A 22241-nucleotide genomic window follows, 5' to 3' on the forward strand; every position below is an offset into this window, starting at 1 on the left:
CGAAAAGAGATCGGCATGGCCCTTTATTAGAAACCTTTATACTGCGGTTCTTCCTGTTCAATTTGTTGTAACCGTGGAGTGACCTGGTCAATGATGTTTTGTGTCTGTTGCGCTGCATTTGTGAACGTGGTTTTGGCCTGCTGGTTTTGTGTATTTAACGCAAACTGTTCAAAGCTGGCCTGCGCGCTTTTTAATGAAGCTACAGCTGTTTTCACTTGAGAAGCTACCGTCATGTTGATCACTTCCTGAAATGGCATCCGTATGTAATATGTCAACCCGTCAGAAAATTAATGAATGGTAAAATTTGATGATTGGCTATTGTCAGGGGTTAGAGTCTTCCTGAAAAGACTTACCGCAATCTATGCCCTTCTTGGCAATGCTTGAAGCCAGCAAGTACAGCCCAACATAGATAGGAAACGAATATGTATGTTTCCAGTGAACGGGGTGGTATAAATCGGCCATTTGTGAGACCGGCTCGGCCACAAAAGAGGAAAATCCACCAAATAGGAGAGCTTTGAACAACGGATGTATGCCAGACTTGTACTGGTGTAAGAACATAACCGTGACGGGAAGAAGTGAAAAATCCCATGGAAAATTGGCCGGCATGAACGGTATGACTTCCCAGTGCAGTGATAATGCCAGAGTCCCATGGCAATCCCAAGCTGGTCCAGCCACGATGACACGATAATCATCGTAAGCCCGGATAGGAGAAACTGTCCCGTAGCTCTCTTATCCCGAAATCCGATCCAAAATAGCCAGGAGCATATCGATAAACCTACTCCAAACCACCATTGCCGCGTAAACAGTACGTGAGTGCGCCAAATGTCAGTCATGTTGCGGTGTGCTTGAACAATCAATTGATAGGCTTGTTCGATTGCATGATGAATCTGATTTTCGTCCACTGATATGCCACCCCTTTCCGTTATCCGCTTACCGATCATTTTTCATCCGATATGTGCCTGTTTTATATACGCGAGTTTCCATACAGTATATTCGACGTTACAAATACGCCGACCGGCGGCAGCGAAGTTGAAGGCGGTTGCGGTGGGATATAGCCGCTATACCCCGCCAAGCTTATATCAGTTGTCGCTACCCAGGTTCCATATTCGCCCGCCTGTAAAGAAGAGGGTAGCATCCGCAGACGTCCGGTGAGAACCAAATGCCGAAGTTGAATCTTGACATCGTCATAGATGGTTAATTGGCCGGAGTAGGCGGCGTAGGGGGAATGAAACATGATCTGCTGCGTGCTTTCATTCCAACTTCCTTCAATCGGAATCGGCGTTCCGCGAAATTGGATGGTGCCTTGAATTTGCTGGTCCTGCAAAACACGCATCACTAGTTTGCCCCACACAACCGGTCTTCCGGCGACAGATGCATGAACTCCCCATATGGAAAAGGGAGGTAAACTCTTTGTACTTGTTTGAGCCGCAACGGACATGATTCATCACTCCTCAAAGTTAGATCACGTCATTATATGCGTCCTCGGAAAAAATGCCAGTCACTGGGCAAGAATTCTTTGCAGATAACCGAACATGATCAAGTAAAAGAAGATGGACTTTCTCTTATACTGGTTGTTTCTTAATGCAGACAGGTTTCGAACAAAATTGTTTCAACCCATCCCAGTTGCCCCAGATGCAATTTTTACATCGATTTGGTTGTCTTGGGGCAGAGGTAGTCCAGTTTTTAATGCTTGTACTGAATGTTGGTAACATGCAGGCATCCGCCTTTCCAAATTTATGCAAACAGCATTTAAGTTGTCCAGAAACGAATCATCCTATGCAGTTATCCGCATCGTGAAAGTCCGCTTGGATTTGATCCCATCTACCCTTGTCCCCTGCATACAAATATCAAAGGCCGGAGCAACCCATTTTGGGCAACAGCCGGCCATTTGGTCCTATTTCGCAGGCATTCTACCGATGGCTCGAATCGCAAATATTTTTCACACACCGATTCTCCCAGTTGTTGCAGAAGTCCTCATATACTTGCTCTACGCCACAGTCGGATAGCATGTGCCTGGCCAAAAAGTCATACCAGAACTGGTCGAAAGACAAGGGCATCCGGGTTCCATATTGGGAACGAAGGGTTACATAGCGGTCCCAGATTTTGATTCGGAATGCTGCCAATTCATCACATCGCTCCATGTCGGTTCGCCTTTAAGCGGCGCTGGTGTCGCTGGATATTTCTGACGTTTTCGCTTTTTCTTCGGAGAGCTTTTGAAATTGTTTCGCCCTTTCCAGATGAAAGGTACGTAATTGTTCGTGATACTGAGCCATTTTCATGTGCCAATCGTACATTTGCCTGACATAAGCGGCCTGGTCATGCGTATACATGGGCATTGCCTGTTTGATAAACTGCATTTGAAAACATTCCTCCTTGGGTTAGGTAAAGTTGAACTTACAGCATTAGTCTATGGCAGGCGCATAGAAGCGACAACGGCATCCGCCCGGTTTCCGGTCATTTTATCGGGTTGGTTGTCTATATACAGGCGGAAACACAGCCTTTTGGGGACCTGACTCCTATGATGCATAAAGGATATGAAAATCGGAATAATATCAGTTGCATATTCTGAAAATGGCGAATGAAAAGGAGAAAGTATGGAAAAAAGCGAACTTAAATCACAATTTAAACAGCGAATCAAAACGACAAGTAACAAATCTCCAATAATCTTGGATGGAAAGGCAAGTGAAAATGTTCCAACCGAGCCGAGTTTAATGGAGCGAACCAAAGAAGTTATGGAGAATATAGGAACCGAAATAAATAGCGTCTGACAATATGGCTTTTATAGCTTGGTCAACGTAACCTTTGAGATTATCGATGGGGACATTCCGTACAGATTGGAACAAGTAAATGTTTCTCATAATCAAAACCGGCCGGTTAGGGATCGCCCTGACCGACCGTTACAGTGTATTTTAGCCAACGAAATTCGGATTGGGCCCCGTATTATCCTTTGGGTTTTACAAACAATGCAGCGAGAAACGAAAAAATAATCGCTGCGGATATTCCGGCACTGGTCACTTCGAAAATTCCGGTGATGATCCCAATCCAGCCATTGCTCTTTAGTTCTTGAAGCGCACCATGGACAAGCGCGTTACCAAAGCTTGTAATCGGGACCGATGCTCCTGCCCCGGCAAATTCAATCAGCGGATCATACCATCCAATTCCGTCGACAATCGCGCCCAATACAACAAGCAGGGTCATGGTGTGGGCCGGTGTAAGTTTCAAGACATCAAAACAAAATTGTCCGAAAACACAGATTGCACCTCCCACCAAAAAAGCCCAAAGAAAAATCATAATATCTCCCTCCCTGCCTCTATGGATACGGCATGAGCGATACAAGGAATGCTTTCCCCTTGTTGAAATGAAATCGGGGATAGCAGCGCCCCCGTAGCGACAACGAGGATTCGTTTCAGTTCACCTCTTCGCATCCGATTTAGCAAATGTCCATAGGTAACAACTGCCGAACAACCGCAGCCGCTTGCTCCGGCTTGAACCATTTGGGTTTCATAATCGTAAATCATCATCCCGCAATCGGAATATTCGGTTTGTTCGATGGGAAAGTTATGTTTCTTAAACAATTTACAGGCGATTTCATATCCGACTTTCGCAAGATCGCCGGTAACGATCAAATCGTAATAACCCGGTTCAATTCCCAAATCTCGAACATGCGCCTCAATGGTGTCTACCGCTGCAGGAGCCATCGCTGCGCCCATATTAAACGGATCTTTAATGCCCATATCGATAACCCGGCCAATGGTGGCAGATGTAACAACCGGTCCGTCACCTTCCATGGATACGATGGCAGCACCGGCTCCGGTTACCGTATATTGGGCGGTTGGCGGTTTTTGCGAACCGTACTCGGTCGGATATCGGAACTGTTTCTCCGCACCGGAATCATGGCTGCATGTCCCCGCCAATACAAATTTCGCCGAACCGGAATTTACAAGGTTAGCTGCTAATGCCAGACTTTCCATCGAGGTTGAACAAGCGCCAAACACACCGAGGTAAGGGATCGATAATGTTCGCGCGGCAAAACTGCTGCTAATGATTTGATTCATCAAATCCCCGCCTATGTAAAACTGTACTTGTTCCTTTGTCAACCCCGCATTTTCAATAGCCAGTTTTGCCGCTTCTTCAATCAATGCCTTTTCTGCTTTCTCCCAGCTCTTTTGTCCCATCATGGATTCTCCATGGACAATGTCAAAATCTTTGGCCAGCGGGCCTCTTCCTTCAAATGGACCCACTACCGTTGCTGTTGATCGGATGAACGGCTTGTTCTCAAATAGCCAACTCTGGTGTCCCTTTAACATATTAAGAGCCTCCCCCGCCTTTGATCAGCAAATGTACAATTCCTACCGCAAAGGCGGCGACTGTACCAAATACAATAACCGGTCCAGCCAGTTTAAACATTTTACCGCCAACACCGAGCACCATACCTTCACTCTGATGTTCAATCGCAGCGGATGCCATCGAATTCGCAAATCCCGTCACAGGCACTGCGGAACCCGCACCAGCCCATTGGGCAAACTTATCGTACACCCCCATGCTGGTCAGAATGACAGAAAGGAGTATCATAACCGCCACGGTAGGGTCTCCAGCTTTTTTCTCATCAAAGCCGCCCCAATGCACAAACATTTCCTGGATGGCTTGTCCAACCAAACAAATGGCCCCGCCAGCTATAAACGCACGAATGAAGTTTTTGAGTATGGGCCTCGGAGGTTCGACGCTTTGCGCCAATTCTTTATATTCCTGTTGTACCCGCGTTAAATTTTTCTTTATATTATTTGCCATGAACATCCTCCTCGAATTTCAGCTGACGTATAATTGGCGAATTGTTAACGAATCAGCAATGGTTTAACTTCATCAATAATATTTTCTAACGCTTTTGAACATTGCTCGTACATCTGCTTTGTATTTTGTTCTTTGGTAGATAAGCCAAACATTTCGAGATCCGCTTCACACTTTTTCAATGTTGCAAGCAACGCGGCTTTTTTCTGGGGTTTCGGTACTTTGATCTGATCATCAAATAAATCAACGTATAGCTGGCCATAGGAATCCACCTGTCCAAGAAATACGTTATCAATCGAAACACCTAATTTCTCCAGTTCCGTATCCAGCCATTTCCTGTTTAGACCTATCGTGGCAAGCGGTTCGTCCATTATTTTTCCATCCATAATGACCGATTGAGGTTCTTGTTCTGGCCCGACATTTATTCCCAGGTGTTTAGGCGTTAACGGTTGATTTTCCTTGGTTAAAAGAACGCTAACGTCACCGCTTGACTCCATGATGGCGAATTCAACATCGGCAGCTTTGAACACATTCTTTATTCGAAGCTGTTCCATAAGTTCATCCGTGGTAATCCTTTCTTTTTTTAGGTTATCCTCCATGATCTTGCCGTCCTTAATGAGCACTGTTGCTTTGCCGTCGAATAGGTCTCTTGCCGTTTTGCTTTTCAGCTGTAAAAATTCAATCCCTAAAGAAACAACGGTCCAAACCGTCATCGAAACCAAGCCCAGATACCAAGTGGACTCCAGATCCAACGAAACGTAAGCTGCAAGGCTGCCGATCGTGATTCCGGTGATATACTCAAACAATGAAAGCTGTGATACCTGTCGTTTACCCAATATCTTCGTTAGGACAAAAAGAACCCCCATAGCCAATAACGTTCGCAAAGCGATTTCTACCCAATCCGGCATAATATTACCATTCCTTTCCAATCACATTAATCGACAAAGGTAAATATGTCCCTATTCCATTATTTTCATGCATTTCCATCTGAAAATTTTTCTAACGTATGCTTTTGTTGCGAGACGGAAATATTAATTTCGGTATTGGGAGAATGTAAGCATCTATTCCTATTACCCGTGAAACATTATCCTATCCTAAGGTAAAGGAGGTGACGTTCCGTGACAGTTGCTTCTCAAGTGAAAACGTGCGTAGCATCTTTAAAAAGTGCTCAGGCGAGTCTGGAACAATTTGCTTTGGAAACACAAAATCAAGAAGCAAAATCGCTCTTTACGAATGCGGCCCAACAAACCCAACAAATCGTGCAGCAAGTAGAAAGCCGCGTACAACAGTTGGAAAATGAAGAACCTCAATATAAGGGGTTTTAAGAAAAACAGACAAACCATGAATATTGAGGACATGGCTTGTCTGTTTTCATCGGTGAACAGATTAGAAAAGAGATCAAACCCTACAAGTTGAGTAGGGTTTGATCTCTTTTCGCCACTATTCTTTTGTTTAGACAGCTAACCTTGGATAAACCTAAACACTGCCGCCCCCATCGCGACTGCTAAAGTTGACAGTATCCAAGTTCCCCCTCGGCCCAACGCACGCCCATGGCTACGGCCGCCAAATGATGAAGGTTGGAATTGAATGCCGATCTTTTTTCCCCATTCGCTTCCCTTGGGCGCTGTCCTATTGGAGTTGCCGAAATCATTGTAAGATTGTTGTATTCGATGGTCAGGAAGCTTTTACTGGAGGCATCAATATCGGGGATGAATATACCGGATTAAAGTCGAATGTCGGCTTTTGACGCGACACCCATATTCGAATAGTGGGTTAACCTGCAAACGAACTGCAAGCAGTCTTCGACGCCCATTGGAATATCGCGCCTTACTTTGTGCCAGATGCAGACATTATTATGGCGATTAAAGCAGCTTTGGTTCGCGGTGTCCGAGTGCGCTTAGTTCCCCGCCACGTGGTATCGATCATCGTTGGAGCTGCAAGTCGGACCTACTATGGAGAACTTTTGGAAGCCGGGGTTCATATCTACCTCTACAATAAAGGCGTGTTGCATGCGAAGTTAATGATCATTGACGGAGAAATTGCCGAGATAGGCTCCTCAAATTTTGATTTAAGAAGCTACCGTCTGAATTATGAAGTGTGCGAAGTTGTGTACAGTTCTGAAGTAGCACGAAAACTGGCGGAACAATTCGAGCATGATCTTGCGGACTCCATTCCCTTACGGATGGAAGTCCCGCCTCAACGCACGCATTTGCAGCGGATTCTCGATCAAACGGCGTGCTTGCTTTCACCAATCATTTGATGAAAGAGGAAATGAAAAGTTGTTTCTTCAATTCTCAATTGAGTTCTTGCTAGGTTTTGTAGGATTGTCCATCATTACAAAGATGTTAGGGAAAAACCAATTTAGTCAAGTAACACCGTTTGACTTCATTTCAGCTATTTTTTAGGTGAAGTCGTTGGAAATACTCTATATGACATGCAACTGTCTACCCTATGCTGTATTCTTTATTCTTATGGAGGTCATTTATGTTAGCTATTAAGACGGCAGGCCAAAAGTCTTGGAAATAAGAAGTTGGATCGATGGAACCCTGTGCCTTAATTCCGATAGTAGCATAATTACCCAATAGTTGGATTTCGTGCCGAATCAACTTATAAAAATATGGAGACTTAGTCCCTGGGCATCCGTTGAGCTGCTAAAAAAATAAGAAGTATCAAACCCATATACCCAAATAGCGGATAAAGATAAGTAAGTAAGGAGGTGAAACCGGCTTGACTAATCAAAAAACTAGCAAGTAATATGCCAAGAACTAACCAACTTTTAGGAAGATTATATAGACTTTGGATTTGACGAGAAATTCCGAAAACATTGCCTATCAATGTGGTGAATATTTCTCCATAGATTACGAGCAAAAACAATACATGAAAAAACCGCCCGAAATCTCGAATAATCTCGGCCATCGGAATATCGTATTGAAGAATCTCGGGCATCTTTGAGCTCATTGCAAAATGGCTGACAAGAAGCATAAAACCAAGACCAATGCCTCCCCAAAACCCTCCCCATTTTAATGCGCTTTCGTCATCCACCTCACTCCCCAGAGGAACCATAACGGCTAGAATAAAAGCAAAATTCAATCCTGCATACACAAACGGACTCACGAACCACTTCAAATTGTACAGTTGTTGGTTCTGCCAACCGACTATATCAAAAATATTGTCTATTCTGACAACCTTTACGACAAGGAGAATAGTGAAAAAAAGCATCATGGGAACAACTAACGAGTTTACGAACATAATTCCGCTGATTTCCTTCGTCATCACCAGATAACACAAAACGATGCTGATGATAATACCCAGTTGATAGGGTAGACGGAGTTGTTCTTCGAAAATGGTACCGGTTCCTGAAAGCATCACGGCCGTTACCCCAAATAGAATAATAAAAGTCAAGGCATTTGCGACTTTGCCGAAAATCTTGCCAAACAGATAAACATTAAACTCCTGATATGAAAATGCTTTGATATGGTGAGCTAGAATCATCATTTTAGTGCCGATCCACACAAAAAGAAAGGTGCTGCATAAAATGCCTAATACCCCATAGGCTCCGTATACCGTGAAAAACTGCATAATCGACTGTCCTGAAGCAAATCCGGCTCCCACCACGGTTCCCGTATATGTTGCGGCGATTTGTATTATCATATTTGTATTTTTCTTCATATTTCACCCATGTCCTGGTAGAGAATAGAATCATTAAATTCTATGCTTAAAAAAAATGCTTATTCCAAAAGGAACTCGTTGTCAGCCGTTATGACGAGAATCGATAGTGGTCCGGTAGATCATCAATTAACAAACTTGAGTCTTTAACAATGACATGGTAAATATGCAGCTCATGAATCTGGGCATGATTTTTGGAATCGGTAAACTTATGGTTTTGGCCTTTATTTATCTACCGAGGATGAATCTGTGCAATCAACGCCCCGCTTGGCGATGCTCGAAGCCAGCAGATATAGCCCCACATAGATAGGAAACGAATATGTATGTTTCCAGTGAACGGGGTGGTATAAATCGGCCATTTGTGAGACCGGCTCGGCCACAAAAGCGGAAAATCCCCCAAATAGGAGAGCTTTGAACAACGGATGTATGCCAGACTTGTACTGGTGTAAGAACATAACCGTGACGGGAAGAAGTGAAAAATCCCATGGAAAATTAGCGGGCATGAATGGTATGACTTCCCAGTGATAATGCCAAAGTCCCATGGCAATCCCAAGCTGGTCCAGCCACGACGACACGATAATCATCATAAACCCGGATAGGAGAAACTGTCCCGTAGCTCTCTTATCCCGAAATCCGATCCAAAATAGCCAGGGGCATATCGATAAACCTACTCCCAACCACCATTGTCGCGTAAATAGTACGTGAGTGCGCCAAATGTCAGTCATGTTGCGGTGTGCTTAGACAATCAATTGATAGGCTTGTTCGATTACATGATGAATCTAATTTTCGTCCACCGATGCCACCCCTTTCCGTTATCCGGGTACCGATCATTTCATACAGTATATTCGACGTTACAAATACGCCAACCGGCGGCAAAGAAGTTGAAGGCGGTTGCGGTGGGACATAGCCGCTATAACCCGCCAAGCTTATATCAGTTGTCGCTACTCAGGTTCCATATTCGCCCGCCTGTAAAGAGGGGGGAGCATCTGCAGGCGTCCGGTGAGAATCAGATGCCGAAGTTGAATCTGGACATCGTCATACATGGTTAAATGGCCGGAGTAAGCGGCGTAGGAGTAATGAAACACGATCTGCTGAGCGCTTTCATTCCAGCTTCCTTCAATCGGAATCGGTGTTCCGCGGAATTGGATGGTGCCTTGAATTTGTTGGTCCGGCAAAGCACACATCACGAGTTTGCCCCACACAACCGGTCTTTCGGCGACAGATGCATGAACTCCCCATATGGAAAAGGGAGGTAAACTCTTTGTACTTGTTTGAGCCGCGATGGACATAATTCATCACTCCTCAAAGTTGGATCACGTCATTATATGCGTCCTCGGCCGGCATTCAAGCGATCGGCAACACGGCAGAAGATTTGCCGCCNGATGGACATAATTCATCACTCCTCAAAGTTGGATCACGTCATTATATGCGTCCTCGGCCGGCATTCAAGCGATCGGCAACACGGCAGAAGATTTGCCGCCCGTTCCTAGCGAACACCCGACGATCGGACGTGACCCGGAGTACAAGCGGTACGGTACGCTTAGCTGACTGGCAGGCATCGATCTGGTTACAGGTAAAGTGGTCGGTTCAGTAGAAGATCGCCATCGCAGCAAGGAATTTGTGAACTTCCTCAAAAAGTTGGACAGCACCTACGAACCGGGATTACGAATCCAAATTATTTTGGATAACCACTCCTCCCATACTTCGAAGGAAACCAGGGCATATTTGGAGACCGTGCCTGGGCGGTTCGAGTTTATATTTACGCCTAAACATGGTTCATGGCTCAACATCATCGAAGTGTTCTTCGCTAAAATGACCAAACAGGCGCTGCGGCATATTCGTGTTCAATCAAAAGAAGAATTGAAGGAACGCATTGAACAATACCTGCAGGAAGTGAACGCCAATCCGGTTCCGTTTCGTTGGAAATATGGTTTGGATGGGTCGGTTTCGTAATCTAACGATACTTTAGAACGTTCTACTAGTCTGGCCGTCATCGAGCAATTTCCGTAGCGTCGAGGACGTCGTTAACATGTCTGTCGAAGACCTAACGGCCTTCATCATCGAGTGTGGCAAGAATCGCTTTGAGAACCCGAAAGAAGTGGTTCAGGCTTTGCAGAAAGCGGCGCGTTCTTCCTACCGCTTGCCTAAGGCCATGGCTGATGCCGTTAACTTTGCGATGGCTTCGAACATTCGAATCATCCGTTCTCTTCAAGAGCAGCCCAAATCGCTACAAAAGGCGATCGAAGAAAATTTGGTGACCATTCCACAGACCCTCACGTCTGTACCCGGAATCGGCCCCATTTTCGCAGCTGGCATCCTTTCAGAGATCGTAGACATTCAGCGTTTTCCAAACCATATGAAACTAGCCAAGTACGGCGGACTCGCATGGACGGAAAACCAGTCCGGTAATTTTAAAGGCGTTGAATCTCGGCTTATTAAGTCCGGCAACCGTTAGTTGAAGTACTACTTCACCGAAGCCGCAAAGAGTGTCCAGGTGCACGACACAGTATTTGCGCAGTACTACAACCTCAAAAAAGCGGAGCCGGCGAAATACGCCGAAAAACGTGCCCTTGCGCTTACAGCTCGTAAATTAGTGCGGTTGGTCGATTATCTGATGCGAACCAACCGACTCTACGAACCTCAAGAGGTGATCCGACAAAATGCTTGACATAACTTCATTTTACTTATCTACCAGTTCCTAGTTTTGATGGAAATATCTTTAATTTTCTAGGTAGGGTGGGTCTAGCTTGGTGTTGCCTATTTTCGGGTCACCCCTAAAAATTAAGCAGCTGGCAAAAGTTATGTTATCTTAGGGGCTTGACATCGTACCGCTGCTCTATTTTATCAGAAAACCACAAAGAATCCTTATTTTTTGACAGACAGACTTAAGACACATTTAAATTGACTTAAATTTTTTATTTTTCTCCATATAAGCTCGGTCCGCTTCATTTATTTTTTCCATTGCAAGGCGTAAAGGATGATGTGAAATTTCTGTCGGCTTTTTTCTGCGTTTTCTTATTGTTGGATAAGGACAAATGATGTTACTGGCTTGTAGTAACCAGTTCAATTCTTCTTCATCCGGTCTAGAAATAAATGATACAGAAAGATCAGGTGCTTCCGGAAAAGAAAAAGCAAAAACCGGAGTTTCGTTTTCCATAATTTCTGGATAATAAGCAATTTTAAAATTTGCAGCATAGGATGGCGCTTTTTTTTAACCAAGTCTTAAAATGCAACAATGCCAGGTGGCCGGTTGCTTTATTAATCATCCATTTTAAACGTATGAGATCAACCGGGGTTTTAATTGGAAATCTACGTATCCATGCATCCACCAAATCGACAATATAACGGCGATCACACACCGATGAAATTTTCTGCAAAGTAGAACCTTCCCTATAGAAGGGTCTATCCTCAACGTCATAATATCTGGGTATTCCCCATAAAGACTTTTTCCACATAACGTAAGCGTATGCAAATGGACAAATGGGTGGATGGGCCGCCCCCTTCTCTTTTGAAATGTTAGTGAATCTTTTAATACAAGATTTATGTTTTGATAAGAGTGTGTTTCTTAGATATTTTGAGATGGATTTCATTGTTAAATTTGAGGACTGTTCAAGTTCAGACAGTATCCTTGAGATTCTAGCGTTATGGTGAAATGACTCAAGTTCAAACCAACTTTCTATAGGTTCCATTTTGTTAATTTTACCGGAGTCACTCGCATTTTTATGAGGACGTTCGGCTTTTTGAAAGATAGGGGAATAAGATCTTATGAGATTAGGTGCTTCGTAATCGATAGTGTGTTTATTTATAGAGTCAAATAGGAAATTCAATAAATCGGGAATTTTATCAAAATCATTACGATAATAGAGGTGAACCCTGCTTAAACATAATTTTTCCTCTTGACTCAGCATAAGCCATTGATTAATGGATTGATCCCGAACATGTTCAAATTTAAGTTTCCCCCACTCACTGTGGTACGGATTTTTATTTTCCATAAATGCATAACCGCAATTACAAACAAAGGGTGCTTGGAAGTACCTGTCGGAAAGTTCATATGGAACCGAAGTATGGCATTGAGGACAAGCGGCAAGAAGCCGCGTTAAATGAAACGGGCAATAATAGATCAATTTAAATTGATGCAAGATGCTATGGTACCCGGATTTCATACAATCTAAACAAAAATGAATATTGCTTCGAAAATAACGATAGGAATTATTGGCTGTCGGACTTCTTAAATATTCGTGGTGAATGTCGTTCTTGTATAGGAACCCTGAAATGCCAATTATGCAATCGAGGGTGTATTGTTTCAAACGGAATCCAAGTATGTCCATGAAAGCATTATCATCAAAGGCATATAGCGTATAAAGATTATGATCTCTGATTCCTTGAACAGACTTTAGATGTCGCACTCTTTCATTTCCGAATACGGAAAACAAATCTCTCTTTTCAGCACGATTGGAGTATTTAATTTTTTCAAAAATCGACCAAGATGATTCCAAATCGCAAACCCAATTTGGGTTCCAAGTTAAAGAGTAGATCGTATCCGTTTTTTGGTACTGTTCCAGGGAAATCATTTCTTCATTCTCCTTGGGATATTTGTTATCCCCTATTCCTCTGAATCTTCCTCTATCGCCGGAATTCGCAGTTCCGCATTAATATAACCTGAGCTGCGGATCGCTTCTTTCCATAAAGCAGTTGTCAGCCACCTCGTCTGCAGCTCCCCTCCTACTCCATACTCACGTAAAGCTTGTTCAATCGACGCGATTACATACTGCATGGGAATTTCGATTTTGGAAGAAATCTTAGACTCCTGATGCAAAGAAACAAAAATATTGAAAATGTCTTCCGTAAAATGCTCCAATCTCTCCCCTGCTGCAAATGCTCCGGGGAAAAAGTATCGAGTAAACGACCAACCGCTTCCTGCTGGGAATTCACTATTTTCATCGAAGTTTTTCAAACAGATCCGCAAATCTTCGGCGGTTTTAATCCCGGTAAACCGGTGCTCGTGGACCATAAATCTACCAATAATTTGATCCTCATTTGCCTGCATGTATGCCGTTCTTTGATGACGTAATTGTTCTTGACCGACAAGTACTACTGTTAAAGCAATGCGAGAAGCATCCAATTCGTTAAATACATCCATTAGCCAGCCATATTGTAAATCGTGCAGAACCTGCGCTTCATCAATAAACAAGACGACTCGTTTTTGTTTAGACTGGCTGCCTCTTTCGAGCAAATATTTGTATAACCTGTCTCGTTTCACGCTTGGCTTACCTGAGAAAGGAATTTTATGACCGACATCTTTCAAAAGCGCCTCAAAAAAGCTGCCTTCATTTGCTAATTTAATGTGCTGGCTTTTGATATGGAACACCGGCAAGCTGTTGCCAAAATGATTTGGTAACGCACGCAAAAGAAACTCGATAGCCCGTGTCTTTCCTAGTCTTGGTCTTCCGTAAATAATTCCCCCGGGGTACCTGTAATTAATCCACCGGGCCACATCTTGAAACATTAGAAGGACAGGGTTTGTAGGAATCAGGTACTCACCCGTTTCGATTGGATGGGAACCAACGGGTATTAGAGGTCTGTTTGTATCTAGATAAATATCGGCATCTTGCGAATCGTGCATAGTGTTTGCCATCTCTTTTCAATACTCCTTGGCATCCTATTATTAAAATGTGATGGTTTTAAACTTCTGGCGTAGCTTTTCCAGATCTTCATTACGTCTAATCGTGCTCGGTGTACCTATCATCTTCTCCGTTTTTTGTGGAGTAACATAATCCGCCGCGGTATTATCGGCCTCTGGGGTACTTTTATTTTGATTACGGTATTTTCTTAAATGCTCAAGCTCATTCCGGGACTTCTTATTCTTCTTCGCACGTTGCTCCAAATGATTATGCAAGGATTCAACGGGGTCATCTGTTTCTGATAAGTAAATGATTTTTCGGCTAACCAATTTATTAATTTGTTTCCTCATTTGTAAGGTGTGTGGGGTGATTCCCCACTTTCCGCTAGCTGTGAGATAGCCAAATTCTGTGCCATCCTTAAAAAACGCTTTTACAACTCGGAGGTCTTTAATATTGACGACGAGGTGAAGTTCCTGGCCGATTAGCTTAAAGCTTCTCGATAAGACTTCGCTTCTGTATGGGACCCCTTCAAAGGTAATAAATGGCCTCTTGCCTTCTTTCACATTTCCTTGGATTGTCCTTTTTGTTGTGTAACATAAAAAATAATCTTCATTTCTTTTTTCCTCAGTCATCGTTCGCGGCATCATATCACGCATGACGACGCGCTGTCTCATCACTTCCAACGGTTTTAAATAGTTTAAGCCACTATGCGGCTCGTTGTTATAGTTTGCTATCAAAACTTCCGTAAGCTGTTCGATCTCATCAACTGTAATTTCGTACTGTATTGCCGCTTTTTCAGGTTGTTTTCGTTTTACATCTTTAGGATTATTGCCTGTCGTATTGACCAGTCTTTTATATCCGTTGTTAGCCAGCATTCCAAAAAAACGTTCGATAAAGGGACGTCGCTCAGGGGTGCTGATGGGACCGGCATTTACGGCACAACCAACCAATTCTTTTAAACGTTGTCTAACGATCTCCGCCATATGTGCCTGGAAGTTATCGAAACAAAATTCATTCCAAACTGCCCACTCCGTTTCCGGAATTGCCGTAGAATGATGTCCACCGTTTTCAGGGTATTTAAGGCCAGGTATAGTTAATTTTTTTGGGGCCCAAGGAATTATTGCATTACGAATGCATTCCAAAACATCCATAACCGAGTACTGGGATTTTAAACATAAATGGTGACCTAATGAAACCCGGGTAGCTACATCAATAATGGATAAGAGCCATATCCGATCCATGATCTCAATATATTCGTCGCCGTTAATGTTTTTGAATTTGATGGCGATTATGGCGTCTATCGCATGAGCATCGAATTCGACTCGTTCGAATGGACGCATGATAGACATTTCATTTTTTTCGCCCGCCCCAGAATGTTTAAGCTGTCTTACCGCTTCTTCCCCGGTCCTTTTAGCGGATTCGGAGGGATATTCTTTTTCAAGTTTTTCAATGTACCGATACAAGGAACGGCGCCCTAAATCTTGCGTGTTAAAGGGATATTCAAGTTCCGATATGCCAACAGCGCGGCAGGCATTTAAAAATTTCGGATGAAGATGCTGAACCAAAATCGCGGGTTCGGACACTTTTTTCTTCTGTTTCCTGAAGTAATAATCGACAATAGTTTCACGGATCGAAGGATATGTTTTTAATAGCAATTGGAAAACACCCGTTAATTTTACACCGGTCTTGTGTTGCTCTTGAGTAGGCAATTTTTTTCTTGAATAAGTGGTGACCTTCTTATGGGGAACAAGCGCTCGATAACCCCAGATATATCCGTTGTCGTCTGGCATAAAACATCTTTTAACGAAACGGTGCACTTCCTTTTGGTCTAAACCCGTCTCTTCCGTTATTTCACGAATTGGTCGATCGCTTAGATACATTTCGACTGCAGCTTTCCTTTTAAGGAAAACCTCTTTACGTTCTTCCGACCAATGGTCGGTTAAAACGACTGGCCAGTTGTTTATATCCAAATATTTCGGTTCAATTTCGACATTTTCTAAAATCCGTTTTCTACCCAATTCGCTTCACCTCGGTCAAGATTCCTAATTCGACTTCCTTTATATTGGATGCAATTAGTTCTCCTGAATAAATTAAGAAATATATGGTTTCTCTGATACGACTGATCGGAATTGTTGAACATATGCTTTGCAACTCTCCGATAGTTTTAGTTTCGTCACCAAGAGCACGTAGAATGTGCCTTTTATCCGTTTCGATGGGAATATTCCGTTGACCGATATATGGCAGTAACCACTTCATATTTTTCAGGTAAAGATCTTGTCCGCGTATGTCCTCTTCGTAGAGTACTTTATAGTCATATCCTGATTTAAAGCACCATTTTTCTAACCTCTCATGATCAGTCTCTTGGTTTTTATATCTTACGTTTACAAACGTTTCTTTTCCGTTTCGTTCAAGCTGCCACATATCAAAAACCTTATGTAAATTATTTTCTAGCAGTTTCTCACTGTTTGGTCTTTCGCAAAATTTAAGAATGTTGGGATCCGTTTCGACCAATATCCAATGATCGTACTTAAGATCACCGAACAATTGAACGTCCCTTTGAAGCTTGTAACTATACCTTTCCCAATAGCTACTTCCATACCGACTGCTTCGTTTAATAGGAATTGGCTCGTACATAAAACACCTTTTTTTGACAAGATTTTGCTATTATCTTATCATAGTCATAATTTTCGGTAAATAATTTTCGCGCCTTATAAGTATATGTTTGTGTCACCAGATACGTAAAAGGGGATGTTTGTGTCACTGAGCTAGGACACAAACATCCCCTTTCAACTAATAAGAACCCTTGATTTTATTGAGTATTAATTATGGCATGTTTGTGTCATTGGACACTATCGTCCCCTAACTCTACCTCAGATCTATATTATGGTTCCTGCTCATTTAGCGCAGCGAAACCGCCGACATCCCCTTCGGCGGCTTCATGTTGTAATTTACAGTGAGCACAAAAAAATTAAAATATTGTCGGTACCATTCCTCCGTCCATGCGGATCGGAGAGCCTTTAAAGGCGGAAGCCATCGGGCTGCAGATGAAAGCAGTCAATCGGCCGATCTCCGCAGGTCTGATAAACCGTTGGATTTCGGATTGAGGCAAGTTCTTCTTCATAAAGTCTTTCTCCTTAGCCTCGAAGGTCATCTCTTCATTCGAGTAAATGCTCTCGATGATCTGCTGCACGTTCTCGGAGAGGGTCGGTCCCGGAAGGATCGTGTTCACGGTAACCTCGGCGCCGCGAGTCAGCTTGGACAAGCTCTTGGACAACGACAACAGCATGGATTTGGTCACGCCGTATTGAGGCATCTGTCCGGAAGGCATGACGGCCTCCTCGCTTGCAATAAAGATAATGCGGCCGTATTCGCGGCTCAGCATGGAAGGCAAATAAAACTTGCTTAAGCCGTTGGCGGCGAGAACGTTCGTGCGGAAGTACTTCTCCCATACGGCATCGTCTACGTCATCATAGGACATGATCTCATAGATGCCCATGCTGTTGACGAGAATATCGACGTGTGGGAACTTCGCGATTAAAGCTTCTCTTTGCCGCGCATCGACTAGATCGGCTGTTGCATTCCGAGGTTTCGTTTCCGGGAACGCCGCTCGGATTTCCGCAACCGTGCGCTCTACGTCATCGTTGTTCCGACCATTTACGAGAACGTGAACACCTTCTCTGGCAAGTTCAATGGCAATCGCCTTTCCTATGCCTCTGGTTGATCCCGTTACTAAAGCCAACTTATTCTTCAATCCCATATCCATCTGCCTGCACTCCCTATGACTTGGATAGGCATAATGATACTTTGTTTTGCCTACTCAGTAACTAGCGGGGAACGACAATGCTCTTGCGCGACGCGCCAATTGACGGGAGTCTCCCCTTCCCATGAGCGGAACGCGCGATAGAACGAATTCTGGTCCTCGTAGCCGACGAGAAAAGCGACCTCTTTGATTTCTAGCGACGGGTCTGCCAAATAATAGAGAGCCTGCTCGTGTCTGGTTTGCGCCAGCAACTGTTTGAAGCTTGCGCCTTCGTCCGTCAGTCTGCGCTGCAGAGTGCGATCGCTCATCCCCAGCTCGGAGGCTACTGTTTGAATGTCGATTGGCCCTCGCGTTAGGCTTCGAGACAAGATCCACTTCACCTTAGCACTCACGGTGAGCTGGCTCTGTCGTTCATCCAGCGTACGATCCAAGGCAGGAGTCAGGATCTCGAGAAGCTCTTCGTTGTACGAAGCGAAGGGACGGTCCAGATCGCCGCGATACAGCGTTAGCCGATTACGGTCCGCCCCCATCCGAACGCGGCATCCGAAATAACCTTCAAGGGCTTGAACGTCGCCCATGGGGTGTATGAATTCGACGGAACGAGCCGTCAGATGACGGCCGGTTCCCCGGCGCCCGAGCTCAAGCAGGAAAGCGAGCGTGACGCCGATAAGCACCGGCGGTCCGGGTTGCTCGGCATGCTGATACGTTAATTCAATAGAGCATTGCTCGCCTTCTTCCCGAATGCGCAAGTTTTCCGGAGGGCACATTTGCTTATAGCTCGCCATTCTGTAAAGCGCATCCCGGTAGTCGCGAGCGTGGAAGGTCGCCAAGGCGGCTGGTGGATACTGAGCCGTCTCGTACGCGGTTGCAAGCTTGATGATTCCCGTAGCGGTGTCTCCGACTAGTTTGAAATAAGCTTGCCAGATCGAGTAATATTGGGCGGTCGTGACTAACGGCTCGTTGATGACGGTTAGCGGTAGACGGGCTTGGCGCGCTACGTCAATGGGTTCTACCCCTATTCCTCTTAGGCTTGTCCAGAAGCCTGGCGCGATCTTGATGCGGTCTGCGGAAGCAGTGTTCATGGCTGTCGACCTCCAAGGACAAAGTCCAATTGCAAATGGTCCACGGAGCCCGTGGACCATTGATCCTTCTGATTATAGCTTAAACGTCGGGCAGCGTCATCTATTCTTTAGCCGAACCAAGCCAGCGGGCTGTATTTTTGCGGTATCGTTGCCCGTCGTATTATGAGTTCAGTATGCAATAAGAAAGTTAGATAAAAAAGTAAGCAAAAGATCAGGTATGTTGGCTAATCGTCATACCTGATCTTTGTTTTATAAGTGACTTAATTCATACAATGCTTTGGCGTAGATGGCTGTCGCTTTGATTAAATCATCGATTTCTATAAATTCATCAATTTGGTGAGAACTATCCATCTTACCAGGGAAAAGCGCACCGTAAGCCACTGTATTTTTCAATAACGACGCATACGTTGCCCCGCCCGATGTTAAAAGTGTGGGTTCATCCCCTGTAATCGATTGATAAGCCAATTGTAGCGTTTTAATCATTGGATGATCGGCAGGGATATAATGTGTAGAGAATTGCCGCGCATCAGTGATTGTGAAATGACCAGTCTCAGCTTTTTTCGTGATCATTTCAATGGTATGTTGGTAATCATTATTTAATGGGAAGCGAATGGCCAAGGTCCTTCAATATCTTCAACGCATAAAATGCAGCCATTCCCGGTCCTTTATCATCAATGGTACCGCGGGCATAGAGCTTTCCTTCTCGAATAGTTGGCTCATAAGGTGGTGTTGTCCATTTTCCAGGGGCTGGAACCACGTCGACATGGGCAAGTACCCCAATATAATCTTCAGACTCTCCCCATTCAGCAAACCCGGCAAAGCCGCCTAAATTTTTAGTTTTAAAACCCTCATTTTGGGCTAATGCCAAAACATAATCCAATGCTTCGCCAATCTTTTCCCCCATTGGATATTCGGGAGTACTCGTTGTTAAATCCTTAACACTCGCAATACGCAATAAGCCTTCCAAATCCTTTAAAAGATTATCCTTTCTTTTTTCCACTTCTGCCAGCCAATTGATTTCCATTACATCTTCAACTCCCTTCTCAAATTATATACGACTTTAATATCGCGGTACTTGCCGATATGCGCATGTCCGGGAAGTTCCTGGCAGGTAAGATGCTGTCAACGCCTTTTGGCGTAAAAAACGCCTGGAAAACGTTGCTCGCACTTCCGTACTGTAGTTTTTTGGATCTTTAATGCAATAAATAAAATTGACTGTTCTCACGGTTCTTTGCATAATGTTCGTATAAAAACTTTCGTAATCGAAAAACCAATAAGCATTAGAAGGGTGATTTGCGTTGACTAATCCAACACCTCGGACACTACCCATGAAACAATTGAAAAAATTCAAAGATGAAATCACCCGGTTCATGATGATGTATAAGTTCGCACTTGACGCCTTAGAAACTAAAGTTGAAATTTTGAAGGAAGAATTTCAATTTTTGCATGACTACAACCCGATCGAACATACGAAATCCCGGCTGAAAACGCCGGAAAGCATTATGAACAAATTGTTCCGCAAAGGCTGCGATTTCAACTTTCCAAGCATTAGAGCAAATATTAAAGATATTGCCGGACTTCGGATCACCTGTTCTTTCGTGACGGACATTTATCAAATTAGTGACATGCTCCGCAGCCAAAGTGACCTAACTATAGTAGAAGTTAAAGATTACATTCAAAATCCGAAACCTAACGGATATCAGAGCCTTCATCTCATTGTTGAAGTTCCTGTATATATGTCCGATCGGCAGGAGAATGTGTTTGTAGAAGTGCAAATACGGACGATTGCAATGGATTTCTGGGCGAGCCTGGAGCATAAAATTTTTTACAAATACAGCCAATCGGTACCGCCTCGGCTGCTGAAGGAATTGAAGGAGGCCGCGGACTCCGCCGCTGCATTGGATAAACAGATGGAGCGGTTGCACAAGGAAATCTCGGAAATTAAAGAAAACCAAATTGAGGTCATCGGAGATCAATTGAAACGGATAAGCATCCGCAATGAACAGTTCACAATTCCCGCCGCGCTACTGGAACTGATTGATCAAGGACAAGGAAAAGATTAATACAATAAAATACAAAGCTGTCATCAGCCACTTCAAAGGACGGTGAATTCAAAACCGCCAATGTTTGTGGCTGTTTATTTCGTCACCGACATTTTTAACGACATGTAATAGTGAACGTCATCGTTTTACAGATGCCGCATTCGTATAACATGTTATTCTGTCCCTTCGTTTAAAATCATAAAAACTAAACACCAAGATGCACAAGTATGTGGCTAACAAAAAAATATTCGCGATGAAAATGGGTCCTTCCACAATTGATTGTTCGAGGTATGTTTGTATACTTAAAAGCAACATAACTGTCACCCAGATTACTCCAACAACATTAATAATTTTTTTCCCTTGTGCTCCCCGACCTTCTAATAAAAGCGCTACAATTGGGAACGACTGTAGACTATGGAATGCAAAACCGTGAGCAGCCAACCAATTGAAAATGCTGTATTGATCTCGATAGTCCGATACGATGACTGAAACAAACATTATGAAACCAATAGCAAAGCCTATTGCGATCAAGACCATTGACCACCGGAGGCTGTAGAGTAACAGTTTTCGGGATCCGCTAGCTCGGAATATTTTCCAACCCAATATACCAGTTAATACCATTATGGATAAGGATAATGAACTCATTCCGACGGCTCCGATTAATATATCGGACAAAACACCATTTCTTGCGAAACGCGGGTCGATCCCTCGAAGCGGCTGAATGGATTCAATCAAGTAAGCACCGGTGGCAGATAAAGCCATACTTCTTTTCCAAATCGTTAATCCCCTTCCCGTCATCCCGGAGAAAGGAATAAAAGCAGCTAGGTTCAGGAGAAACAGCCCTAAGGCAGCGTTAAACGAGAAAGGTTTATACAAGTCTCCGTCTGGTGGGACAAATCCGCTTTTACATGCGATAATGACCAGAAAAAAGAGACTTAAAGCGATACCAAGTAACCCTACCCACACAATCGATTTCGAATCTCCAAAAAGTCGCTCGTTTTTGTTTTTCAACTTTTCAATTTCAATTACATTCCTTACGACTTTTAGCATAAATCTATTCCTCCATCATAATATCTGGATTCGACTCTTTCTCATCGTATTGCAAAAAGAGACATAACATTGCGCAAATAATGAAATAACCCACGCAAAAAAATGCGGTATGACCGCAATCAATGATAATAACAGATATACGTAAGACGGTTATTGTCGTGGAGCTTCGACACAAATGTCCTAATGTACATAAAAAAAACTACGACGGCATGTTTAACGAACAATCATTGTTCCA

At 43.7% G+C, this 22241-nt stretch carries 28 protein-coding genes; 7 read left to right on the forward strand and 21 right to left on the reverse strand.

The window, feature by feature from the left end:
• Nucleotides 1-26 precede the first annotated feature (26 nt).
• The 4 genes from PT964_RS09990 to PT964_RS10000 all read right to left on the reverse strand — a co-directional run bounded on the left by PT964_RS09990 (nt 27) and on the right by PT964_RS10000 (nt 2357).
• Nucleotides 27-233, reverse strand: coding sequence for a DUF1657 domain-containing protein (locus PT964_RS09990; protein WP_029197844.1), 207 nt, complete (start codon nt 231-233; stop codon nt 27-29).
• A gap of 88 nt (nt 234-321) precedes the next feature.
• Nucleotides 322-606 carry a CBO0543 family protein gene (locus PT964_RS26415; RefSeq protein WP_337995020.1) on the reverse strand — a complete coding sequence of 95 codons (285 nt, stop codon included), beginning with the start codon at nt 604-606 and terminating at the stop codon, nt 322-324.
• Nucleotides 607-964: 358 nt separating this feature from the next.
• Nucleotides 965-1438 (reverse strand): hypothetical protein, encoded by a 474-nt coding sequence (locus PT964_RS09995; protein WP_023556420.1) that lies wholly within the window; start codon nt 1436-1438, stop codon nt 965-967.
• A gap of 715 nt (nt 1439-2153) precedes the next feature.
• Nucleotides 2154-2357, reverse strand: coding sequence for a hypothetical protein (locus PT964_RS10000; protein WP_023559066.1), 204 nt, complete (start codon nt 2355-2357; stop codon nt 2154-2156).
• A gap of 237 nt (nt 2358-2594) precedes the next feature.
• Here PT964_RS10000 and PT964_RS10005 point away from each other — a divergent pair, with 237 nt between their 5' ends.
• Nucleotides 2595-2768, forward strand: a complete 174-nt coding sequence (locus PT964_RS10005) for a hypothetical protein (RefSeq protein ID WP_153784608.1) — start codon at nt 2595-2597, stop codon at nt 2766-2768.
• Between the two features lie 172 nt (nt 2769-2940).
• On the opposite strand, the gene spoVAE is transcribed toward PT964_RS10005, so the two are convergent.
• The 4 genes from spoVAE to PT964_RS10025 are packed head-to-tail and all read right to left on the reverse strand — an operon-like array spanning nt 2941 to nt 5693.
• A complete protein-coding gene (gene spoVAE, locus PT964_RS10010; protein ID WP_005832063.1) occupies nt 2941-3291 on the reverse strand; it encodes a stage V sporulation protein AE in 351 nt (116 codons plus the stop codon).
• Complete coding sequence (gene spoVAD / locus PT964_RS10015; protein ID WP_007784321.1) at nt 3288-4307, reverse strand: stage V sporulation protein AD; 1020 nt, start codon at nt 4305-4307, stop codon at nt 3288-3290. The genes spoVAE and spoVAD overlap by 4 nt, the downstream gene beginning before the upstream one ends.
• A 1-nt stretch (nt 4308) precedes the next feature.
• Nucleotides 4309-4788 carry a stage V sporulation protein AC gene (gene spoVAC, locus PT964_RS10020; RefSeq protein WP_005832062.1) on the reverse strand — a complete coding sequence of 160 codons (480 nt, stop codon included), beginning with the start codon at nt 4786-4788 and terminating at the stop codon, nt 4309-4311.
• A gap of 44 nt (nt 4789-4832) precedes the next feature.
• Complete coding sequence (locus PT964_RS10025) at nt 4833-5693, reverse strand: DUF421 domain-containing protein (protein WP_274363215.1); 861 nt, start codon at nt 5691-5693, stop codon at nt 4833-4835.
• A gap of 210 nt (nt 5694-5903) precedes the next feature.
• On the opposite strand from PT964_RS10025, the gene PT964_RS10030 reads away from it, so the two are divergent.
• The 3 genes from PT964_RS10030 (at nt 5904) to PT964_RS26520 (ending at nt 7190) form a co-directional block, all read left to right on the forward strand.
• The gene (locus PT964_RS10030) at nt 5904-6110 is read left to right on the forward strand and encodes a DUF1657 domain-containing protein (RefSeq protein ID WP_007781230.1); all 207 of its coding nucleotides are present in this window, start codon (nt 5904-5906) and stop codon (nt 6108-6110) included.
• 494 nt (nt 6111-6604) lie between these two features.
• Nucleotides 6605-7045: a phospholipase D-like domain-containing protein gene (locus tag PT964_RS10035; RefSeq protein ID WP_256719840.1), complete on the forward strand. Its 441-nt coding sequence runs from the start codon at nt 6605-6607 to the stop codon at nt 7043-7045.
• A complete protein-coding gene (locus tag PT964_RS26520; protein WP_326069412.1) occupies nt 6939-7190 on the forward strand; it encodes a DUF421 domain-containing protein in 252 nt (83 codons plus the stop codon). The genes PT964_RS10035 and PT964_RS26520 overlap by 107 nt, the downstream gene beginning before the upstream one ends.
• A gap of 220 nt (nt 7191-7410) precedes the next feature.
• Here PT964_RS26520 and PT964_RS10045 read toward each other — a convergent pair whose 3' ends face one another.
• The 3 genes from PT964_RS10045 to PT964_RS10050 all read right to left on the reverse strand — a co-directional run bounded on the left by PT964_RS10045 (nt 7411) and on the right by PT964_RS10050 (nt 9740).
• Nucleotides 7411-8454 carry a YkvI family membrane protein gene (locus tag PT964_RS10045; RefSeq protein ID WP_107338601.1) on the reverse strand — a complete coding sequence of 348 codons (1044 nt, stop codon included), beginning with the start codon at nt 8452-8454 and terminating at the stop codon, nt 7411-7413.
• A 221-nt stretch (nt 8455-8675) separates the two neighbouring features.
• Nucleotides 8676-9176, reverse strand: a complete 501-nt coding sequence (locus PT964_RS26420) for a CBO0543 family protein (protein ID WP_337995021.1) — start codon at nt 9174-9176, stop codon at nt 8676-8678.
• Nucleotides 9177-9392: 216 nt separating this feature from the next.
• A complete protein-coding gene (locus tag PT964_RS10050) occupies nt 9393-9740 on the reverse strand; it encodes a hypothetical protein (protein ID WP_254611199.1) in 348 nt (115 codons plus the stop codon).
• 274 nt (nt 9741-10014) lie between these two features.
• On the opposite strand from PT964_RS10050, the gene PT964_RS10055 reads away from it, so the two are divergent.
• Nucleotides 10015-10404, forward strand: a complete 390-nt coding sequence (locus PT964_RS10055; RefSeq protein ID WP_254611240.1) for an IS630 family transposase — start codon at nt 10015-10017, stop codon at nt 10402-10404.
• A gap of 76 nt (nt 10405-10480) precedes the next feature.
• Complete coding sequence (locus PT964_RS10060; protein ID WP_274363216.1) at nt 10481-10906, forward strand: transposase; 426 nt, start codon at nt 10481-10483, stop codon at nt 10904-10906.
• Between the two features lie 441 nt (nt 10907-11347).
• On the opposite strand, the gene PT964_RS10065 is transcribed toward PT964_RS10060, so the two are convergent.
• The 9 genes from PT964_RS10065 to PT964_RS26530 all read right to left on the reverse strand — a co-directional run bounded on the left by PT964_RS10065 (nt 11348) and on the right by PT964_RS26530 (nt 19938).
• Nucleotides 11348-11608, reverse strand: a complete 261-nt coding sequence (locus tag PT964_RS10065) for a hypothetical protein (RefSeq protein ID WP_274363217.1) — start codon at nt 11606-11608, stop codon at nt 11348-11350.
• Nucleotides 11609-11630: 22 nt separating this feature from the next.
• Nucleotides 11631-13022: a hypothetical protein gene (locus PT964_RS10070; protein ID WP_274363218.1), complete on the reverse strand. Its 1392-nt coding sequence runs from the start codon at nt 13020-13022 to the stop codon at nt 11631-11633.
• A gap of 32 nt (nt 13023-13054) precedes the next feature.
• The gene (locus PT964_RS10075; protein WP_274363219.1) at nt 13055-14086 is read right to left on the reverse strand and encodes an ATP-binding protein; all 1032 of its coding nucleotides are present in this window, start codon (nt 14084-14086) and stop codon (nt 13055-13057) included.
• 30 nt (nt 14087-14116) lie between these two features.
• Nucleotides 14117-16090 (reverse strand): hypothetical protein, encoded by a 1974-nt coding sequence (locus PT964_RS10080; RefSeq protein ID WP_274363220.1) that lies wholly within the window; start codon nt 16088-16090, stop codon nt 14117-14119.
• Entirely contained in the window at nt 16083-16616 is a 534-nt protein-coding gene (locus PT964_RS10085; RefSeq protein ID WP_274363221.1) for a hypothetical protein, read from the reverse strand. The genes PT964_RS10080 and PT964_RS10085 overlap by 8 nt, the downstream gene beginning before the upstream one ends.
• Before the next feature lie 424 nt (nt 16617-17040).
• Nucleotides 17041-17835 (reverse strand): SDR family NAD(P)-dependent oxidoreductase, encoded by a 795-nt coding sequence (locus tag PT964_RS10090; protein WP_274363222.1) that lies wholly within the window; start codon nt 17833-17835, stop codon nt 17041-17043.
• A gap of 50 nt (nt 17836-17885) precedes the next feature.
• A complete protein-coding gene (locus tag PT964_RS10095; protein ID WP_274363223.1) occupies nt 17886-18914 on the reverse strand; it encodes a helix-turn-helix transcriptional regulator in 1029 nt (342 codons plus the stop codon).
• Between the two features lie 249 nt (nt 18915-19163).
• On the reverse strand, nt 19164-19532 hold the full coding sequence (locus PT964_RS26525; RefSeq protein WP_425262696.1) for a M20/M25/M40 family metallo-hydrolase: 369 nt from the start codon (nt 19530-19532) through the stop codon (nt 19164-19166).
• Nucleotides 19507-19938, reverse strand: a complete 432-nt coding sequence (locus PT964_RS26530; protein WP_425262697.1) for a M20/M25/M40 family metallo-hydrolase — start codon at nt 19936-19938, stop codon at nt 19507-19509. The genes PT964_RS26525 and PT964_RS26530 overlap by 26 nt, the downstream gene beginning before the upstream one ends.
• A gap of 304 nt (nt 19939-20242) precedes the next feature.
• Here PT964_RS26530 and PT964_RS10105 point away from each other — a divergent pair, with 304 nt between their 5' ends.
• The gene (locus PT964_RS10105) at nt 20243-20977 is read left to right on the forward strand and encodes a GTP pyrophosphokinase (RefSeq protein ID WP_274363224.1); all 735 of its coding nucleotides are present in this window, start codon (nt 20243-20245) and stop codon (nt 20975-20977) included.
• 117 nt (nt 20978-21094) lie between these two features.
• Here PT964_RS10105 and PT964_RS10110 read toward each other — a convergent pair whose 3' ends face one another.
• Entirely contained in the window at nt 21095-22006 is a 912-nt protein-coding gene (locus PT964_RS10110) for a hypothetical protein (protein ID WP_274363225.1), read from the reverse strand.
• Nucleotides 22007-22241: the final 235 nt, after the last annotated feature.

The organism is Paenibacillus thermotolerans (assembly GCF_028745515.1).
In the GTDB taxonomy this organism is placed as follows: Bacteria; Bacillota; Bacilli; order Paenibacillales; family YIM-B00363; genus Paenibacillus_AE; species Paenibacillus_AE thermotolerans.

Excerpts from the sequence above, each read along its gene's own strand:
- PT964_RS09995 (WP_023556420.1), bottom strand. The coding sequence starts at position 1,438 with ATGTCCGTTGCGGCTCAAACAAGTACAAAGAGTTTACCTCCCTTTTCC.
- spoVAC (WP_005832062.1), bottom strand. The coding sequence starts at position 4,788 with ATGGCAAATAATATAAAGAAAAATTTAACGCGGGTACAACAGGAATAT.
- PT964_RS26415 (WP_337995020.1), bottom strand. The coding sequence starts at position 606 with ATGCCGGCCAATTTTCCATGGGATTTTTCACTTCTTCCCGTCACGGTT.
- PT964_RS10105 (WP_274363224.1), top strand. The coding sequence starts at position 20,243 with ATGAAACAATTGAAAAAATTCAAAGATGAAATCACCCGGTTCATGATG.
- PT964_RS10095 (WP_274363223.1), bottom strand. The coding sequence starts at position 18,914 with ATGAACACTGCTTCCGCAGACCGCATCAAGATCGCGCCAGGCTTCTGG.
- PT964_RS10070 (WP_274363218.1), bottom strand. The coding sequence starts at position 13,022 with ATGATTTCCCTGGAACAGTACCAAAAAACGGATACGATCTACTCTTTA.
- spoVAD (WP_007784321.1), bottom strand. The coding sequence starts at position 4,307 with ATGTTAAAGGGACACCAGAGTTGGCTATTTGAGAACAAGCCGTTCATC.
- PT964_RS10060 (WP_274363216.1), top strand. The coding sequence starts at position 10,481 with ATGTCTGTCGAAGACCTAACGGCCTTCATCATCGAGTGTGGCAAGAAT.
- PT964_RS26530 (WP_425262697.1), bottom strand. The coding sequence starts at position 19,938 with ATGGAAATCAATTGGCTGGCAGAAGTGGAAAAAAGAAAGGATAATCTT.
- PT964_RS10045 (WP_107338601.1), bottom strand. The coding sequence starts at position 8,454 with ATGAAGAAAAATACAAATATGATAATACAAATCGCCGCAACATATACG.
- PT964_RS10000 (WP_023559066.1), bottom strand. The coding sequence starts at position 2,357 with ATGCAGTTTATCAAACAGGCAATGCCCATGTATACGCATGACCAGGCC.
- PT964_RS10050 (WP_254611199.1), bottom strand. The coding sequence starts at position 9,740 with ATGTCCATCGCGGCTCAAACAAGTACAAAGAGTTTACCTCCCTTTTCC.
- PT964_RS10090 (WP_274363222.1), bottom strand. The coding sequence starts at position 17,835 with ATGGATATGGGATTGAAGAATAAGTTGGCTTTAGTAACGGGATCAACC.
- PT964_RS10075 (WP_274363219.1), bottom strand. The coding sequence starts at position 14,086 with ATGGCAAACACTATGCACGATTCGCAAGATGCCGATATTTATCTAGAT.
- PT964_RS09990 (WP_029197844.1), bottom strand. The coding sequence starts at position 233 with ATGACGGTAGCTTCTCAAGTGAAAACAGCTGTAGCTTCATTAAAAAGC.
- PT964_RS10065 (WP_274363217.1), bottom strand. The coding sequence starts at position 11,608 with ATGGAAAACGAAACTCCGGTTTTTGCTTTTTCTTTTCCGGAAGCACCT.
- PT964_RS26520 (WP_326069412.1), top strand. The coding sequence starts at position 6,939 with ATGATCTTGCGGACTCCATTCCCTTACGGATGGAAGTCCCGCCTCAAC.
- PT964_RS26420 (WP_337995021.1), bottom strand. The coding sequence starts at position 9,176 with ATGACTGACATTTGGCGCACTCACGTACTATTTACGCGACAATGGTGG.
- PT964_RS10110 (WP_274363225.1), bottom strand. The coding sequence starts at position 22,006 with ATGCTAAAAGTCGTAAGGAATGTAATTGAAATTGAAAAGTTGAAAAAC.
- spoVAE (WP_005832063.1), bottom strand. The coding sequence starts at position 3,291 with ATGATTTTTCTTTGGGCTTTTTTGGTGGGAGGTGCAATCTGTGTTTTC.
- PT964_RS10025 (WP_274363215.1), bottom strand. The coding sequence starts at position 5,693 with ATGCCGGATTGGGTAGAAATCGCTTTGCGAACGTTATTGGCTATGGGG.
- PT964_RS10005 (WP_153784608.1), top strand. The coding sequence starts at position 2,595 with ATGGAAAAAAGCGAACTTAAATCACAATTTAAACAGCGAATCAAAACG.